The sequence below is a fragment of the Clostridium sp. Marseille-P299 genome (assembly GCF_900078195.1).
GTDB lineage: Bacteria > Bacillota > Clostridia > Lachnospirales > Lachnospiraceae > Lachnoclostridium.
The window spans coordinates 512,875-532,231 of record NZ_FJVE01000007.1; the positions used below are offsets into that span (position 1 = coordinate 512,875).

General features: G+C 32.7%; 10 protein-coding genes. All 10 read left to right on the plus strand.

Going from position 1 to position 19,357, the window contains the following annotated elements; translation table 11 throughout:
* Positions 1-379 precede the first annotated feature (379 nt).
* Positions 380-8,527 carry a pectinesterase family protein gene (locus BN4220_RS10500; protein WP_066715862.1) on the plus strand — a complete coding sequence of 2,716 codons (8,148 nt, stop codon included), beginning with the start codon at positions 380-382 and terminating at the stop codon, positions 8,525-8,527.
* Positions 8,528-8,748: 221 nt separating this feature from the next.
* Positions 8,749-9,876: a glycosyl hydrolase family 8 gene (locus BN4220_RS10505; RefSeq protein WP_066715864.1), complete on the plus strand. Its 1,128-nt coding sequence runs from the start codon at positions 8,749-8,751 to the stop codon at positions 9,874-9,876.
* Between the two features lie 192 nt (positions 9,877-10,068).
* Positions 10,069-10,512 (plus strand): MarR family winged helix-turn-helix transcriptional regulator, encoded by a 444-nt coding sequence (locus tag BN4220_RS10510; protein WP_066715866.1) that lies wholly within the window; start codon positions 10,069-10,071, stop codon positions 10,510-10,512.
* Positions 10,513-10,633: 121 nt separating this feature from the next.
* Complete coding sequence (locus tag BN4220_RS10515; protein ID WP_066715867.1) at positions 10,634-11,515, plus strand: pirin family protein; 882 nt, start codon at positions 10,634-10,636, stop codon at positions 11,513-11,515.
* Positions 11,516-11,743: 228 nt separating this feature from the next.
* Positions 11,744-11,941: a DUF4177 domain-containing protein gene (locus BN4220_RS10520; protein WP_066720862.1), complete on the plus strand. Its 198-nt coding sequence runs from the start codon at positions 11,744-11,746 to the stop codon at positions 11,939-11,941.
* Between the two features lie 139 nt (positions 11,942-12,080).
* Positions 12,081-12,830: a peroxide stress protein YaaA gene (yaaA, locus tag BN4220_RS10525; RefSeq protein ID WP_066715868.1), complete on the plus strand. Its 750-nt coding sequence runs from the start codon at positions 12,081-12,083 to the stop codon at positions 12,828-12,830.
* A gap of 244 nt (positions 12,831-13,074) precedes the next feature.
* Entirely contained in the window at positions 13,075-15,051 is a 1,977-nt protein-coding gene (locus BN4220_RS10530; protein ID WP_066715869.1) for a cellulase family glycosylhydrolase, read from the plus strand.
* Positions 15,052-15,430: 379 nt separating this feature from the next.
* Positions 15,431-16,372 (plus strand): ABC transporter ATP-binding protein, encoded by a 942-nt coding sequence (locus tag BN4220_RS10535; RefSeq protein ID WP_066715870.1) that lies wholly within the window; start codon positions 15,431-15,433, stop codon positions 16,370-16,372.
* The gene (locus BN4220_RS10540; protein ID WP_082812410.1) at positions 16,359-17,684 is read left to right on the plus strand and encodes an ABC transporter permease; all 1,326 of its coding nucleotides are present in this window, start codon (positions 16,359-16,361) and stop codon (positions 17,682-17,684) included. Before BN4220_RS10535 ends, BN4220_RS10540 begins: the two co-directional genes overlap by 14 nt.
* Positions 17,685-17,700: 16 nt before the next feature.
* A complete protein-coding gene (locus BN4220_RS10545; RefSeq protein WP_066715872.1) occupies positions 17,701-19,032 on the plus strand; it encodes an ABC transporter permease in 1,332 nt (443 codons plus the stop codon).
* Positions 19,033-19,357 lie beyond the last annotated feature (325 nt).

Sequence of the window (19,357 nt, forward strand, 5' to 3'; positions counted from 1 at the left end):
ATTTGTTTTAGAAAACATTATTAAATAATATAACAATAAATGCTTCATTATATAGAATATGTGTATCAAAAAGTATCATGAAACGTAGTAATATAATAGATTGCATAAATATGACTTAGAATATTTTAAATTATATACATAATTAACAAAAAACATATTTACAGAAATGGAATAACGTGATACATTATAGGAAGTAAGTCTTACAAAATTATGTAAGCACTTACAATTTATACTATCTTTTTTATATATTATTAATTGGTGTTTTATGTTGTAACCGTTTCCAATATTATTAAATTCAATAATATTTTAGTTAATTTAATTACTAAACTATGTAAACGATTACAATATAAAACAAAGAAGAAAAAAGGGAGGCAAAAGAATGTTTCATTTACACAAGGACATGAAAATGAGAATCTTATCTTACTTATTAGTATTTTCAATGATTCTCACAGCGATCTCACCAGGAATTGTTGCACATGCAGATGAAACAACTGTAAGTAGCAACGAAACTACCACTTGGAATTTCCGTGGTGGCCAAGAAGGCGCTTTTGATGATACTATCGAAGATAAGATGGGTGAGTTTAATGGCATTCTAATTGATGCTAGTCAAGGGAAATTGGCATCAAGAAGCAGCGGCGATACTCAGATGAACGCTGGTACAAAATTAGCAGTGCCGGTAAGTGGAAGTGCAATTGTTGCAGTAAAAAATTATGAAGGGTATCATGATTATACTATCAATGGTGTACCTGCAACGACTGATAACTTTGAGTATCCATATACTGGAGAAGCAGGCTACGTTATTATTGAGGCACAAAAACAAACATATCTTTATGAAGTTAGTTGTACTCCAATAGAAAACGAGGATCCTGTAGTACCTGAATTACCAGCAGACACAAGTAAGATTGATGTCTGGGATTTTGGTGCAGAAAGCTTAGATGAAAGTAAGTACAATAATAAACTTACTGCGGATATTATTAATAATGAGATATTCTCTGGAACTACGCCTGGTTCAACAGGTGTAAACTTAGCAAGTTTTTCATTAAATAATAACGAATTTTTATTTAATGATGGTGGTTTTCCAAAAACACATAGACTTCGTACAAAAAATACAGAATTAACTCGTTATGATGAAAAAGCACTAACAGGGGAAGAGGGTGCAACTTATAGCGGTTATATTTACTCAAATAAAGGAAGCAGTAAAGACGTTTATTTAGGTGTTTACTTATATGAACATGATATTCTTACATTAGTAGTTGCTTCTAATGGAAACAATTCTACAATTAATGTGGAATCTCCATCTGGAAATGTAGCACAAGATGTACATAAAAATGGTGGAAGTACTGTAACTGAAATGACATTTTATGCTGCAGAAGAAGGTCTATATAAAATTTATTCTTCTGATGAAAAGCTTGTAGTTGCAAGAGTATATCGTGAACATACAAACTCTGTTGAAGTTACTGGTACTGTAACTGCTCCAGAAGTACTTAACAACTATGCGATTACTTTTAAAAACAAACAAACTGGAGAAGTAATTTCAGCGGATGTTGTAAATGGAAGTTATAGCGTTACTTTAAATGAAAAGTATGATTATGAAATAGCATTAGAAAATGCAAATGGATATGTTATTTCCAGTGCTAATTTCCTTTCTATTGCATTAGGTGATGGAGACATAGTATTTGATGTAGATGTAGAAGCGGTAGAACTTGTTACATTGGCTGGTAATATTACAGGACTATCCGATGAAGCATTGTCTAATTTAAAGCTTAGCTTTACTTCTGATAATATTTATATTCCAGAACTTACAATCTTAGACAAAGGGGCATATACACTTCAATTAGAAAAAGGTGTTGAATACTCAATTTCAGTTGACGGCGTAAATGATTACAATTTAGCTGGAAATGGAAAAATTAGTGCTACAGAAAGCAAAGATTATAACTTTGAATTCATAGAAAAAGATAAATATTCAGTAAATGTTAAACTGGTTGGTATTGATGAGAATGCTAAAAACAGCGGTAAGATCACATTTACCAATATTAATGAAGAAGGTTATAGTTATACATTTAATTTATCGGATGAAAATATCAAGCTTCGTGATGGACAGTACAGCATTGATGTAACTGGTATTGGAGCATATCCAGTGGCTATGACACTTTCTCCAGATGTTAAAGTTAATAAAGCAAGTGCAAACGCAACAGTTAACTTTAGTAATCTTACAAGTTGGGATTTTGGTGCTCTTAATAAAGCATATGGTGGACAAGGAATTGAGTCTATCGATGGCAAAAATTATTATTATGGACTTAAAATTTCTGACACTGGTGTTGCAGAAAATAAAAATTATTTGCTTATGAAAGCAGGTGGGGATGTTGTAGTACCTGTTAAGGCAAATGATGTTGTTACTATCAATTATTGTTATTCTGCAGCATTTAAGATTAATGATGGCTCAATTGTAACTGTAGATGAAAAATCTGGAAGTACTGGACAAATTGATTCCATTTCTTACACAGTTAAAGAAGGAGAAGACACTATTACAATCTCATGCTTTACTGGTACAAACGCAAGTGAGACTTATCTAGCAGGTATTACAGTTACAACACCTGTAGAGCATAAGGATGTTTTAACTGTTGGTGCAACTGGATGCGATTATGAAACTATAAATGAAGCACTAGATGCAGTCAAAGAAATGAATCGTCCAAACAATGAACGTGTTACAATTGAAATTCAACCTGGTAACTACGAAGAAATGTTAGTAGTTGATGTACCAAATGTAACATTAAAAAATGCAAGTAGTAACCCAAGTATCAAATTAATAAATAAGGGTGTTGATATTGAACCAGAAGCTGTAAGAATTACATCTTATTATGGTCATGGATATAGTTACTACAGTATGGGTACTGATGGTAAATATGATGAAACTGCATTAGAAGTAAATAAGGCGAATGGATATTTATCTTACCATAACCCAGGTTCAGGAACAACAAACGGAAGTTATTGGAATGCAACTGTAGTTGTTATGGCGGATGGATTTAATGCAGAAGGTATTATCTTTGAGAATTCTTTCAACCAATATATTTCAGAAAAAGAAGCAAATGATGTTGTAGTGCTTGAAACAGGTAATAAGGGAGAAAGATCAAAGGTAGTTGGAGATACAGCTGTTCAAGATAAATCTTTTGTTGAAAGAGCAGCAGCTTTAGCAATTGCTAATGATGTTCAAAAAGCATCCTTTGATAATTGTAGATTTGTGGGAAGACAAGATACATTATATGGTGGTGAAAATGTAACTGCATCTTTCTATAAGAGTGCAATTATGGGTGGAACCGATTATATTTTTGGTGGAATGACAGCAGTATTTTATAAGTGTGATCTTGTTCTTAATACAAGTGAGAACAGTAATGATGTAGCTTATATCACAGCAGCGCAACAAAAGTCTGGAAGAGGATATTTAATGTACAACTGTACAGTGACCTCTACTACACCGGGTGTTGATACTGCATCTGCTAACACTTCGAAACCAGGATATTTCGGAAGACCATGGCAGGCAAATACAAGTGAAGTAGTATTCTATAAGACAATTATTGAAACTACAAAATTCTCTGGTAGTCTACAATCTATCGTTGTACCAGAAGGTTGGAATGCAACTCTTGGTGGCCAATCTAGCTTTATGTATGAATATGGTACAATGGAGAGTTTAAAGGGAGAAGATAATTCAGCAAATAGAGCTTCTTGGTCTACAGTTTTAAAAGAAGCAAAATTAAGCGATGGAACAGATATTTCAACTGCAGAAAAAGCGGTTAGTGCTTTCCTTAAAGATTGGAAACCATTTGAACTTGATGCAACTGATGATGTGGCAGAAATCGTTACTCCAGATGAGCCAGTAGTAGAACCAGTAATTCATACTTGGGATGTTACTACTCTAGATTCAACAGGTGTTACTGATAAAACGCAATTACCAGAAGGACTTTATGCAAATTTCTTCAAAGTAGTTGGAAAAGTAACTCAAAGAACGAACTCTTCAGGAAATATTAGTTCTATTGAAGTTGATAAAGCTTCAACTGGAGCAATTCAGTTTACTGTTACTGGAACTGCAGATGTCGTAGTTGAGATGAGTAGTACTGGTGGTTCTAATACTTCAGCAGTAGGTATTACGGATCAAAATGGTAATCTAGTAACAGAGAAAAACAATATTACTACAGTTTCTGGAACTTCAAAAACAACATTAACTTACACAGGTTTAACAGCTGGTACTTATAGTATTGTATCACCAGAGAATAAAGATTATAACCGTGGTGCGAGATTTTATTCTGTAACTGTAACAGAACTTGCAGGTGAGAGACCTGAGCGTAAAGATTGGGCTAGCGTTGCTGCACCAGTTATTACAGGAGCAGAGGTTAAAGATGGTGATGTAGTAGTTTCCTTTAACATGGAAATTGGTTATGATGGCGCAGATAGCGTTACTGTAACAATGAAAAAAGGTAATGAAACAATCACATCTGTTAATTATGCGAAAGATGGTTCCACAGGATTTGTTACATTCACACCTTCAGCGAGTGGAGATTATACATTCTCAATTAGTGCAGCTCGTGAGGAAAATGTAAAAACAGGAGCTGATTATACGTTAGCGGACTTCGTATTACCATTAACTGTTCCTTACATTGAAAATGCAACAAATATCGGTGGTGGATCTGTTAAGGTTTCATGGAAGGCTGTAAAAGAAGCAGATAGCTATATCGTAGCTTACAAAGAAAAAGGTGCTGCAAGCTATGGCAATGAAATCGTTGTTAAAACGAATCAAACAGTTCTTGAAGGCTTAGCGATTGGAACAACTTATGTTATTTCAGTAAAAGCAGTAAGAGGAGCTGAACAAACAAAAGCAGCTGAAATGGAAGTATTAGCAACAGAAGAAGCACAAAGAGAATGGTTCTTCTCTGCATTCGGATCTGGTGTTAATACAAAAGATAACTATTACACAGGAAATGCTAATTTAGGTTCTGTAACTGTTGCAAGTGTTAATGGTAAAGGAAAATTAGTACCAGCTTCAACTGATGGTGTAGCATTCTATTACACTAAGATTGATCCTGCAAAAGAAAACTTTATTCTTAAAGCTAAGGTAACAGTAGATAATTGGACATTATCCAATGGACAAGAAGGATTTGGTTTAATGGCTGCGGATGCAGTTGGCGAACATGGCGATGCTTCTACTTTCTGGAACAACTCCTATATGACATCTGTTACTAAGGTTGAATATTTATGGGATAGTGAAAATAATAAAGTTTCCGACGCTGGTGATAAGATTAGCATGAAACTTGGTGTTGGTGCTCAAGAAAAAATCGGTGCAACAGCAGAAAATATTGCAAATGAAACAACGGTACAAAACTTTAAATCATCTATGTACACATTAGATACCTCCTGTGCAAAATTAGGAGCTGGTACATATAATATTATCGGCAACTATACAAATAGCGATGCACCTACAGGTACTGTAGATAATTTAGTAACAACTTTAGAATTAACAATCCAAAGAGATAATACTGGTTATAGATTAAGCTATACTGATGCAGATGGAAATACAACTACAAAGCTATTCTATGACATTGAAAGAACTGCATTGACACAAATTGATAAAGATAATATCTATGTTGGATTCTTTGCTTCTAGAAATGCAAAAATCACAGTTACAGATATTCAATTAACAACTTCTAATCCAGAAACAGACCCACCAGCAGAAGAAATAGAAACAACTTATGTAACACCATCTTATAAGGTTATTTCTACTACTGCTACTGGTAATGCTGATTATGAATTAGTATATTTAGGAAATGCAGATGGAACATTAACAATTAAAGATTCTAAGGGTAATGTAATTGCTAATAATGAAGTTGTAACAGCAAATACATTAGTTAAGAAAAACGTAGTTTTAACAAAAGGTAATAATACTTATACAATTACATTTACACCAGATAAAGATTATAAACCAGGTGAACATCAAAAACTTTCTAATTATGATCCAGTTACATTTACTCATACTGTAACTTATAAAAATTATGATAGAAAATCAATTTATGTATCACCAAGTGGAAAAGCAAGTGGAGATGGAAGTAAGAGTAATCCACTGGATATCTACACTGCAGTTAAATATGTTACTCCAGGACAAAAAATCGTATTAGCAGGCGGAACTTACAGCATGGAAACTCCACTTACTGTTGCAAGAGGAGTTGATGGAACGAAGGATGCAATGATTTATATGATTGCAGATCCAGATGCTACAACACGTCCAGTATTTAATTTTAATAAGAAAGTAACAGGTATTGTTTTTGCTGGAGATTATTGGTACATCCAAGGAATTGATGTAACAAATTCAGCAGACGGACAAAAGGGATTACAGTTATCCGGAAGTAATTGTGTTCTAGATGATGTTCATGCTTACCGTAACGGTAACACTGGTATCCAATTAAGCAGATACTTAACTACAGATACTTATGAAGATTGGCCAGCAAACAATTTAATTTTAAATTGTACTTCCTATGCAAATGCTGATAAGGGTTATGAAGATGCAGATGGATTTGCAGCGAAGTTAACAATTGGCGATGGTAACGTATTTGACGGATGTATTGCTTATAACAATGCCGATGATGGTTGGGATTTATTTGCTAAGGTTGAAACTGGTCCAATTGGTAAAGTTACAATTAAAAACAGTGTAGCTTATGGCAATGGATATTTACCAGATGGAACAAATGCAGGTAATGGTAATGGATTTAAGATGGGTGGTAGCAGTATCACTGGATACCATACATTAATCAATAGTATTGCATTTGATAACAAGGCAAAAGGTATTGATTCCAACAGTTGTCCAGACATTCAAGTATACAATTCTACATCATTTAATAACGAATCCTACAATGTAGCATTCTATACGAATGATGCTAAAAACACAGATTTCTTTGCAGATGGTGTTATTTCTTTCAAAACAAAACATACTGACGCAAATGATAATTTCAAACTTTTAGGAAGCCAAGATTTAACGAAAGTAAATGGAACAACAAACTATTACTGGAATAGTGGTAAATCAACAAATACAGAGAATGTAGCTGTTTCAGAGGATTGGTTTGTAAGCTTAGATACAACAACAAAAGTAACAAGAAATGCAGATGGTACTATTAATATGAACGGTTTATTAGAATTAACCGATAAAGCTCCAGCAAATGCAGGTGCTAGAATGACTGGTACACCATCTAAGGTTATTGAAATTGAGGAGGAAACAGTAAGACCAACGTCTACTCCATCAAGACCTACATCAACACCTAGTCCAACAGAAACACCATTTAATCCAGAAGTACCTGTAGATGTTACCGTATACGTAGATGCAAGTGGTAATGTTAACTGGAATGATGTAAACAAAGTAATCAATGAGAAATTAGATGCATTTAATAAGACTGGTAATGCAGAAAATGCGAAGCCACTTTCCATTGAAATTGATATGAGATCCGCTACTGTTCTTGGTAAAGAACTCCTTGAAACAATAAAAGGACAAAATGTTCAGGTAAGTTTAGAATTAGAGAATGGTATCACATGGACAATCAATGGTAAGGAATTGAGTGAAGATGCATATAAAAATGTTGATCTTGCAGTAGATTTAAATACTACAATTGTTCCTAACAAAGTGATTAGCCAATTAGTAAATATGAATGATGTTAAAACAAATCAAATTTCACTTGCACATGATGGTGAATTTGGTTTCAAGGCAGCACTTTCTCTTGATTTAACAAAATTCAATAATCAATTAGTTACAAAAGACATTGAAAAGCTTATTGCAGGTATTTATCACTATGATGAAAAAACAGGAAAACTTGTATTACAGTCAGCAAGTAAAATCGATAAGAATGGTAGAGTAGAATTTAACTTTACACATGCTTCTGAATATGTAGTTGCAGTTAGTGATAAACTTGTTGTAGATGACGCAACATTAAATGCAGTGACTGTAAATGGAGTAGGAACGAACAAACTTGCTACGAGATGGAAGTATGTTGGTGGAACTACTGGCAATATGGAAAAACTTGAAATCGTACTTCCAACAGGATTACAAGATGCTGTTGATAAAGGAGTAATAGACTTTAAGGCAACCTATACAACAAGTAATAGCAAGGTAGCAACTGTATCTAAAGATGGTATTGTAACAGCAAAAACACCAGGTGTTGTTATTATTAAGACAACTTTAAAAATTGATGATAAGACAATGGTATACAGTACTAAGATTACAGTTAAAAATGCATTTATTAAATTTATAAAGAGTCCTAAAACAATTAAAGTTGGAGAAAAAGCAACTTACCAAGTAGCTCTTTATGGATTTAAGGCAAAAGATATTACATGGTTAACAAGTAAGAGAAACATTGCTATTGTTTACAAAAATCAAGGAAAATTAACTGCAGTTGTAAGCGGTAAAACAGCTGGAAAAGAGAATGTTTTAGTTAGAGTTCTTGATAAAAATGGTAAATATGTATATGGTAGTGCACCAATTACCGTAAAAGCAAAATAATAAAAATATTGAAAAAGGAGCAAGAGTAATCTTGCTCCTTTTTGTTGACATTTATCTTATTTTAAGGATATTACATTCTTATAATATCTGATTTAGCAATATATAAGCATCTTTTAGCAACACCTAAGGAGAAATAAAATGTAAGTCCGTATAAAATGTAAATAAAGATTTGCTATCTTGGTATTTGTATATTTAAAACAACAAGAAAGGGGAGCATAATAATGATGGATGGTGCATTTTATACTGGTAAATACCCTAATTTGTTAGCTGAGTTGGGGATATCTGAACATGAAATTGATAAAAGAATTCAAGAAGTTTTTGAAACAATATTTATTGCTGAAGATGATAAGTTTTACTTTGAGTTAGGAGAGGACATGGGATACCTGCTTGATACTGGTAATCTGGATGTAAGGTCGGAAGGTATGAGCTATGGTATGATGATGGCGGTTCAAATGAATCGAAAGGACATTTTCGATCGTTTATGGCTTTTTTCAAAGACGTATATGTATCAATCAGCAGGGAAATATGAAGGATATTTTGCTTGGTCAGTATCTCCAGAGGGAGAAAAGAATTCGGAAGGTCCGGCACCAGATGGAGAGGAATATTTTGCAATGGCGCTTATGTTTGCAAGTCATCGCTGGGGGGATGGTGTAGCACCATTTAACTATAGTGAGCAAGCAAAGGATATTTTATGGCATTGTATACATCAAGAGGAGATCGTGGAGGATGGATGCTCCATGTGGGACTTAGAGAACTTTTATATTAAGTTTGTTCCAGAAGCAAATTTTACAGATCCATCTTATCATTTACCTCATTTTTATGAGTTATTTTCTTTATGGGCAAAAGAAGAGGATCGTAGTTTTTTTAAAACAGCTGCAGAAAAGAGTAGAGAATTTTTACATATCACCTGTCATGACATTACTGGAATGGCTCCAGAATATGCTGAATATAGTGGAATTCCAAAACGTCTATTTCATGACGGGCAATTTTATTCCGATTCATATCGCGTTGCAATGAATATTGGATTAGATGCAGCCTGGTTTCATAAAGATGAATCACTTGGTAATATAGTTAATAAGTTGCAAGCATTTTTTTCTGAGAAAACAAGCTTACATGAATATCGTAATTATTTAATTGATGGAACAACACTGGAACAACCAGCATTGCATCCTGTTGCAATTATTGCAACAAATGCGGCTGGATCATTAGCGGCTAGTGGAAAATATCATATGGAATGGGTAGAACAATTTTTTCAAACGTCTCTAAGAAAAGGAGAACGAAGATATTATGATAACTGCTTATATTTCTTTTCCCTTTTAATGTTATCAGGAAGATATCGAATTTATTAACGAGGAAAAAAGAAGAGAATATTAAAGAGTTGGGAATATTAAAGAGTAGGGAATATTAAAGAGTAGAGAATATTAAAAAGAAGAAAATATGAAAGAGATGGACTGTTACATAAATTGAGCATGTGACAGTCTCTTTCTGATAAGAAATATATTTGTATTGACAATATCACTAACTAGTGATATATTTAATGTATGGAAAATATAAAAAAATTAATCGCAGACAATAAATTAAATTTATCAACGTTAATTGTTTTTTCAAGAGCAGAGCACGAGATTCATAGAAAAGAATATCAAACGATTAAGTCAAGTGGCTTAACCATTGCTCAGTTTGGAGTATTAGAAGCCTTATACAATAAGGGTGATATGAACATTAATGAAATTATAGAAAGTATTTTAACAACTTCGGGCAACATGACAGTAGTAATTAAGAATCTAGAAAAGGACGGTTTTATTAATAAAAGCATAGACCCTAGAGATAAACGTTCTTCTATTATCTCAATCACTGAGAAAGGTATTAATATCATAGAAGAGATGTTACCGAATCATATAGAGAATATTAATAGTATCTTTAACGTTTTATCAGATGAAGAAAAAATTACATTAAAAAATATTTTAAAAAAGTTTAAAGGGATATAGGATTTATACTTTAAAAAATTACTAAAGTATAAATCCTATATATTAAATACCTAAATATCACTAATTAGTAATATTTAAAGAAGTAGAATAATGAAAAAGTATCAGAAAGGATGTATGTCGTATGAAAAAATATAGAGATATAGAGCTTGTATTTCGAGCAGATGAAACACATATGGTTGGCAACGGATTTAGAGTAAAGCAGTACTTTCCAGGAGCAAAGGATATCACGGAGCGATTTTCGCCATTTATATTATTAGATTATAATCCACCACATTATTTTGAACCATCAAATGTAAGATTAGGTGTAGGTGCCCATCCTCATAGAGGATTTGAAACAGTGACAATTGCATATCAAGGCAAGGTTGAACATCATGATAATAAGGGAAATCACGGTATTATAGGACCTGGAGATGTTCAATGGATGACTGCTGGATCAGGAGTTCTTCACAAAGAATATCACGAGGAGGAGTTTAATAAAAACGGTGGTATGTTCCACATGATTCAATTGTGGGTTAATCTTCCTAAGAGTCATAAGATGACAGATCCTAAATATCAAACATTGTTAAAAGAAAATATGGGTATCGTAGAATTAGAGGATAATAAAGGTGAAATAAGTATCATTGCCGGTGAGGTAAGCGGTGTAAAAGGCCCAGCAAGTACATTTACTAATATTAATATGTATAATGTAAATTTAAAAAATCATGGTGATGTTACTATAAAAGAGCCAAGTTCATATAATACTGGAATATTAATTTTAAAGGGTGAAGTAAAAATTAATGATTCTAAGGTTGGCAGTGAAAGAGATTTTATATTATTTGAGAATATGGAAGGAGATATCCGAATCGAATCAATTTCCGAAGATGCGGCATTTATTGTATTAAGCGGTGAACCAATCAATGAACCAATTGTTGCATATGGACCATTTGTTATGAATACAGAAGAGGAAATTAGACAGGCATATAATGATATGTTTAGTAATAAGTTTGGAAGTGAGGATTTTTAATAATTATATGTGAAGGTGAGCAACTGATATGTAGCGTATCAGTTGCTTTTTTTCTTACTGCATTTATTAGGATGGGTTTTATAAAATGGTTATTAAATACATTTGTACAAATATTATCTTTTATTAAATTGATTTCCTTATTATAATGCTATTATAAATGAAATTAGGATACCTACAGCAAATGATTAATTTTGAAACAAAATAAGTGATATGAAAGGAGCAATGGATATGATTCAATGGGAATATAAGAGCGTTAAATTTGAGCCAAAAGGTTTTTTAGGAGGTGTTTTTGATACCGAGGAATTTGAACAAGCAGCAAATGCATATGGTAGAGATGGTTGGGAATTAGTATCCTGTTTTGATACAAGTTACTCACAAGGGGCAAGCAGAAATATTGTTGCAGTTTTTAAGAGACCCTTAAATTAGACTTTATAGAAAAAGGATGTTGTTTCAATGAAGGAATTGCCATTGAAATGTCTAGGTAGTAAAGAATAAAATAAAGAAGTGAGAATTAAAACGCATAATACCATTTATTTCACACTAATTATGTAAATGGAGGATAAAAATGAAAATAATAATTTCACCAGCGAAAAAAATGAATTGTAATACAGATGAGATCGCATATAAAGCATTGCCTACTTTTTTAGAGCGAGCAAATACGTTAAAAGAGTATTTAAAATCACTACCATTATCAGAATTAAAAGATTTATTTGCATGTAATGAGAAGATAGCAGAACTTAATTATGATAGATATCAAAATATGGATCTAGAAAAAGGATTAACGCCAGCGTTATTAGCTTATGAAGGAATACAGTATCAATATATGGCTCCCCAGGTATTTACAGATTCACAGTGGAAGTACGTAGAAGAAAATCTTAGAATACTATCTGGTTTTTATGGAATTTTGCGACCACTGGATGGAGTTGTACCTTATCGATTAGAAATGCAGGCAAAGTTAAAAAGCGGGTTTTGTAATAACCTATACGAGTTTTGGAATGATAAATTATACCAAGAACTAGTAGCAGAGGATAATCTAATTTTAAATTTAGCATCGAAAGAATATAGTAAGGCCATCGAACCTTTTTTAGATAAAAATACAAACTTCATAACATGTATTTTTGGAACTTTAGTTGAGGGGAAATTAAAAGTAAAAGCGACTGAAGCTAAAATGGCGCGTGGTGAGATGGTTCGTTATCTTGCTTCTGAAAATATTAATGATATTGAAGCAATAAAGAATTTTAATGGATTGGGATTTGAATATAGCGAAGAGTATTCGAATGAGAAAGAACTTGTGTTTATCAAAGGAATTAATTAGAAGATAATTAAAAAAATAAAGAAGCTTACAAGAGATAAGCAATAAAAAGAGCTCTACCGAAGATAAAATTTTTCAAATATATGGTACCACATGACCATCACAAAAAGTAAGCTAACACAAAGGATTCACTAAAAGATAAGGTAAAACAAAGGAAATTTTATGGGTATTCTAAAACTACTCTTGTACGATATAATGAAATTGTATATATTTTACAAAATCATCATAATCATACGGAGGGTTTATTATGAGAATTTGGAAAAAGGTATTTGCGGTAGTACTTTGTGTAGCACTTTTACTGTCTTTGATGGGTAGTAAAAGCATAGCAAAAGCAAAAGAGGATGATGTAAGTGCATCTTATGGGTATGCACAGGCAATGAATCCAGGATGGAATCTAGGAAACACCTTTGATTCTTTTGACACAGGTGGAGATAGAGGAGAAGAGTCTTGGGGAAATCCTAAGGTAACCAAGGAATTAATCAAGGAAATTAAAAAACAAGGTTTTAAAAGCATTCGTATGCCATTCACGAGTGTTATGAGAACAGGAGAAGCACCAGATTATAAACTAGATGAGAAGTTTCTTGCTAGATATGCAGAAGTTGTAGATTGGGCATTAGATGAAGGTTTATATGTAATGATAAATTTACATCATGATTCCTGGAACTGGGCTGCAGGAATTGGTGCAGATTGGGACAACGGCGCATCCATGGATCGTTATAAAGCAATATGGACGCAATTAGCTGATTATTTTAAAGATTATTCGGAAAAAGTTTGTTTTGAATCACTTAACGAACCACAATTTTGGAGTGGGGATGAGACAGCACAGATTGAGATTAATGATAAGGTAAATCAAGCATTTTATGATATTGTTCGTAATTCAGGAGGCGCAAACGCTACTCGTATGTTGGTTCTACCAACGCTAAATACGAATGATTCTCAAGCTAGATGTGATGCACTTTATAAGATGATTTCAAATTTAAAAGATCCAAACATTATAGCAACATTTCACTATTATGGATATTGGCCATTTAGTACCAATATTGCTGGAACAACGACGATGGATGAAACCGTTGTGAATGAATTAGAAGCTGCATTTAATCGTGTATATGAAACCTTTGTAAAGAATGGTATTGGTGTAATCTGTGGTGAATACGGGCTCCTTGGATTTGATAAAACACTAAGCGCTGTGGAACATGGGGAAGTATTAAAGTATTTTGAATACATTAACTATTATTCAAAAGAAATGAATATTCCATTGATGCTATGGGATAATGGACAGCATATGAGTCGTACAAAATATGAATGGAGCGACCAGTCTCTTTATGAAATCATAAAAGCTTCTTGGGCTGGAAGATCCTCATATACTGAGACAGACCGAGTATTTGTGACAGATGAGAATAAAATAAAAGACATTATAATAAAGCTTACCTTAAATGGAAATACATTTAAATCGATTTCTTATAATGGAAAACAATTAAAAAAGGGTACAGACTATAGCTTTACAAATGATTCAGTAACACTAAAAGCCTCCTTTGTACAAAGTTTATTAAAATCACAATATGGGGAAGTTGCTAAGTTAGCTTTAAAATTTTCAGAAGGACCAGATTGGACATTATACATAAATTATAGCAAAGCTCCTGTAATCGGTATAGGAAGTGGGAATAAGAGTGGCTTTGTAATTCCAGTTGAATTTAATGGTAATGTACTAAGTACATTAGAAGCAGTGAAAGCAGATGGAAGTGGAGTGGGTCCTCAAAACTGGACTAGTTATAAGGAATATGATTATGCCTTTAAAGTGGATTATTTAAAAGGTAATGTTACATTTACAGATAAATTCTTTGAAGAAGCAGAAGATTCTACAGTTGTTGTAACTTATCATTTTCAAAATGGAGAAACTGCGAATAGTGAGTTTATAATCTCTGGAGATAAAGTATATGAAAAAAGCAATGAGGCTTCAGTTGAAAATGAATTAAAAGAGATGCAAAGTATTGAGGAGAAGGAAAAGAATAAGGCAAGTAGCGAAGAGGAAAAGAAAACACAGAGTATAACAAATAGCGAAAATGCAACTGATTATTATGTTGTTAAAAAGGGCGATTGTCTCTGGAATATAGCTAAAGATTTATTTGGAAAAGGCTCTGAGTGGAATAAAATCTATGAATGGAATAAAGATAGTATAAAGAATCCAGATTTAATTTTGATAGGACAAAAATTAGTAATCAAATAGTAATCATCAATGGATTAAGAAGTAATAATTACCGATATAAGAATTATTGAATCGTTACATAAATTCTTCTCATTTATAAATGGAGCTGATTTATAACACAAAGATAGCGTGTTTTAGTCAGCTCTATTTTTGTTTAAAATCTGATGTATCATTTTCTGTTATAGTACAAGGTATCAAAACATTATGAGTGTTACGTCTTAGTGACAGGTTGGTGATTAATGTTGCATTAAGATTATGTTAAATATCTTCAATTTTGGAAAAGATTATGATATAATCTTCGTGATTATGGAAAGGATATCCGCTTTCCATAAAGGAATTCTATATTAAGTATAAAGCATGTAACAAGACACATAAGTTATCGTGCGGGAAAGGGGAACATATGTCTTTAGAAGTGAAGCATGTAACAAAAAAATACGGTGACAAAGTTGTAGTGAATGATTTAAGCTTTGGAATCGAACAACCTGGAGTGTATGCATTGCTTGGTACAAATGGTGCTGGTAAGACAACTACATTACGTATCATTCTTGGTATGTTAGCTCATGATGAGGGTGAGGTGCTTTGGAAAGGAAAACCTCTGGATGCTGTTCGGACTAATGTTGGTTATCTTGCGGAAGAAAGAGGCTTGTATCCAAAATATTCACTACTGGACCAATTGCTTTATTTTGCAAAGTTAAAAAATGTACCTAAGAAGGTAGCGCTGGAAAAAATTAAATACTGGTCAGAAAGATTACAAGTTACTGAATATGTATTCCCACCAAAAGTTAAGGGAAAAAAATCATCAAAAGCTAACCGTGCGGATCAATTATCCAAAGGTAATCAACAAAAGATACAGTTAATGGCTGCATTAATATCAGATCCCGAATTGCTTATACTAGATGAGCCTTTAAGTGGTCTTGACCCAGTAAATACGGACCTTTTTAAAGGAATAATACGTGAAGAGATTGAAAAAGGAAAGTTCCTTATTATGTCCAGTCATCAGATGCCAACGATTGAAGAATTTTGCTCTGATATTACGATTTTAAATCGAGGGAATGCAGTACTTCAAGGTAACTTAAATGAGATAAAAAAAGGATATGGACGCGTTAACTTATTTGTAAAGAGTGATAACGACATCGCTTCTTATATCAAATCTTTTGGACTTACGATAGTAAATAAAACTCCAAGTGAATATCATTTAAAAGTGAATGGAGAAAATCAAGCAATGGAATTCCTTTCTAAATTAATAGAAGATAAAGTTCCTATTGTAAAATTTGAACTTAGAGAGCCATCATTGCATGAAATATTCATTGAGAAGGTGGGGAATGTTCATGAAGAAAAGTAATATCACTGGTTGGAGGGATGTTTTTTCTTTTACTTTAATTCAAACCTTAAAAAGCAAAGCCTATATTATTTCATTGGTAATTTTTATATTAATAGCTCTAGTATCAATGCCACTTGTAGCTATTTTCACCTCAAAAGGGGATATAAAAGAAGATGGTGTGAGCCCAATTACAAAAGTATATGTTTTTAACAATACGACACTTATGCTTAATGATTTTTCCTCCATCCATTCGAATGAAACATTAAGTCACATAACATTTTTAACATCAGATGATTCTTACGAAAATATATTAAATACGATAGATACAAACGAGAATACTGCAGTTGCCCTAAAAATTACGGATAATGAAGGTATGTATTCATTAAGTTTTGTAAAAGCAAAGAATGGACCAGTAAAGGAAGCAGATGTTTCTGTACTTGCCAATGCAATTCAAAAGTTATTTGAAGAAACTAAGATTAATTCTTTAGGAATTGCAAGTGAGCAGTTAGCGGTTATTCATTCAAAAATTGAATCCAAAGTAAGCATGGTGGATACTACTGGAGCTGATGTTGTAAAAGAGGATACATCAATTACAGATATTGAATACTTTTTTATATATGGTTTGCTATTTATAATCATGATGGTAAATACATTAGCAAGTTCACAAATTGCAACATCAATTGTATCAGATAAGTCTACGAAAGTAATTGAATACCTACTAACATCAGTAAAACCACTAGCCCTCATGGTTGGTAAGGTTTTGGCAATGTTATCAGCGGTATTAATACAGGTACTTTCAACCATAATTCTGTTTTTTGTATCAAACCAAATCTCCATCACCTTACTTGGTGCAGATAATATTTTAGCAAATTATATTACAGGAGATATATTACAAAACATAAATATTATAAATATAATCTTTTGTATTATTTTATTTGCACTAGGATTGATTTTTTATGCAACAATAGCAGGTTTAGCGGGGGCTACTGTTAGTAGAATAGAGGAAGCTAGCGAAAGTCTTACAATTTTTACGATTATTACTTTAGTTGGTGTTTATATTGGCATGGGTGCAGCAGGTACCTTAATGGGCAGTGGTATGAATGCTTATGTTTATTTTTCGCTGTTATTTCCTTTATCCTCTCCATTTATACTTCCAGGTGCAATTCTAGTAGGAAAAGCAAACTTCCTAATTATTGCGGTAGCAATCGTTTTACAGATTATAGTTATTTCTTTATTGTTCCGTTTTGTAGCAAGAGTTTATGAAACATTAATATTGCATAATGGTAATAAAATAGGAATCAAGGAATTATTTAAGATTTCAAAGACGGTATAGAAAGGAGAGCTTTACCATGAATAAGAAATATTTTAAAGGTTGGATGGATGTGTATGGCTTTACTTTCCGTAATGCAACGAATGGAAAAGGTTTTAAACTTGTTACGTTTGGAGTTGCAATATTGATTATCGGAGCATTTATCATTGGAAACATAATAAATGCAAAGCCAGCAGAAGCTGAAAAGAAATCGCCAATTGAAACGGTCTATGTACTTGATGAAAGTGGATTACCTAGCACAGACTATCATGAAATATTATTACAAAATAACGACGAGAGTTTTCTTGAAATAAATTTTATCTATGTTAGTAATAAGACAAGAGAAGAAATAGTAAAGGATGCAAAAGCAAATTCTGATAAAACAGTTGCAGTAGTAATTGAGCCAAATGGATCTGATTACACGATTGAGGCACTTATTCCAGAGGGATCTTCCATTTCTACTAAGAATACAGAAAATCTATTAACATCCATGATGACTTGCTTTGATTCTAATAAGTTAATGCAGGCTGGTTTAACAAACGAGCAGTTAACTAAGGTATTGATGCCTGTTGTAACTTCAGTTGGTAATATTGGTGAAGATACAAATATTGCAACATATCTTATTAAGATGTTAGCACCAATGATTTTTGGTTTAATGATGTATTTTATGCTTATCTTTCATGGTCAAACAATTAGTAAAGAAGTATCTACGGAAAAGACCTCAAAACTTATGGAAACTTTATTAACCTCTGTTCATCCATATGCGTTAATTACAGGTAAGGTACTTGCTATTTCAAGTATGGCAATTTTGCAATTTTTAACATGGATTGTTGCTATATTTGCTGGCTTATATGGTGGAAATGCAGTAGCACATGCAATATATCCAGAATATCAAAGTTCAGTGATCCAAATTATAGATTTTTTGAAAGACAATATTGGAGAATCCGCATTTTCCTTACCAGCAGTTGTTTTAGCAATTATTATATTTTGTATAGGTTTTTTATTTTATTGTGTTCTTGCAGGTCTTGCAGGATGTATGGTTACAAAACCCGAAGAAGTTGCTTCCACACAAGGAGTATTTGTATTTCCTATTTTAATTAGTTGGTTAGTCTGCTATATGGCATCTATGATGGGACATGAAGGAATTTTAAATGTAGCAAGGTATGTACCGTTCACAATACCATTTTGCGTACCAGTGGATCTAATTACAGGTAATGTATCTATACTGCAAGGCGTGATTTCATGTGTTATAGCAGCAGCATTTTCTTTAATAGTTATTATTTATTCGGCCAAGATCTATAAGGGCTTGGTATTATATAATGGTCAAAAAATAACATTAAAGACTTTGGGTAAAGTACTAAAAGGTCAGTAATATAATATGTATTAAGTTTAGGGTGTTACAATAACGTTTAAGGTTGTAACACCCTTTATGCATTTATGTAGCTAGTTTAAAGGCTTTCCTATAAGAGCTATAGCATCTGTATTTGGGATAAAAGTGCAATATAAAAGCTTTATGCCCTAATTGTTGACAATACCTAGGAAGTACCTTAATATAAGGGAAAGTGTTAAAATAGTTGAGAAATACTAGATAATGCAAAGAAATATAGATATTGCAAAGAAATACTAGATAATATAAAGAAATATAAGATAGCTCAATAAAATAAAAGCTAACGCAATGAAATAAAAGCTAACACAAT

Excerpts from the sequence above, each read along its gene's own strand:
- BN4220_RS10535 (WP_066715870.1), top strand. The coding sequence starts at position 15,431 with ATGTCTTTAGAAGTGAAGCATGTAACAAAAAAATACGGTGACAAAGTT.
- BN4220_RS10520 (WP_066720862.1), top strand. The coding sequence starts at position 11,744 with ATGATTCAATGGGAATATAAGAGCGTTAAATTTGAGCCAAAAGGTTTT.
- BN4220_RS10505 (WP_066715864.1), top strand. The coding sequence starts at position 8,749 with ATGATGGATGGTGCATTTTATACTGGTAAATACCCTAATTTGTTAGCT.
- BN4220_RS10530 (WP_066715869.1), top strand. The coding sequence starts at position 13,075 with ATGAGAATTTGGAAAAAGGTATTTGCGGTAGTACTTTGTGTAGCACTT.
- BN4220_RS10545 (WP_066715872.1), top strand. The coding sequence starts at position 17,701 with ATGAATAAGAAATATTTTAAAGGTTGGATGGATGTGTATGGCTTTACT.
- BN4220_RS10540 (WP_082812410.1), top strand. The coding sequence starts at position 16,359 with ATGAAGAAAAGTAATATCACTGGTTGGAGGGATGTTTTTTCTTTTACT.
- BN4220_RS10515 (WP_066715867.1), top strand. The coding sequence starts at position 10,634 with ATGAAAAAATATAGAGATATAGAGCTTGTATTTCGAGCAGATGAAACA.
- yaaA (WP_066715868.1), top strand. The coding sequence starts at position 12,081 with ATGAAAATAATAATTTCACCAGCGAAAAAAATGAATTGTAATACAGAT.
- BN4220_RS10500 (WP_066715862.1), top strand. The coding sequence starts at position 380 with ATGTTTCATTTACACAAGGACATGAAAATGAGAATCTTATCTTACTTA.
- BN4220_RS10510 (WP_066715866.1), top strand. The coding sequence starts at position 10,069 with ATGGAAAATATAAAAAAATTAATCGCAGACAATAAATTAAATTTATCA.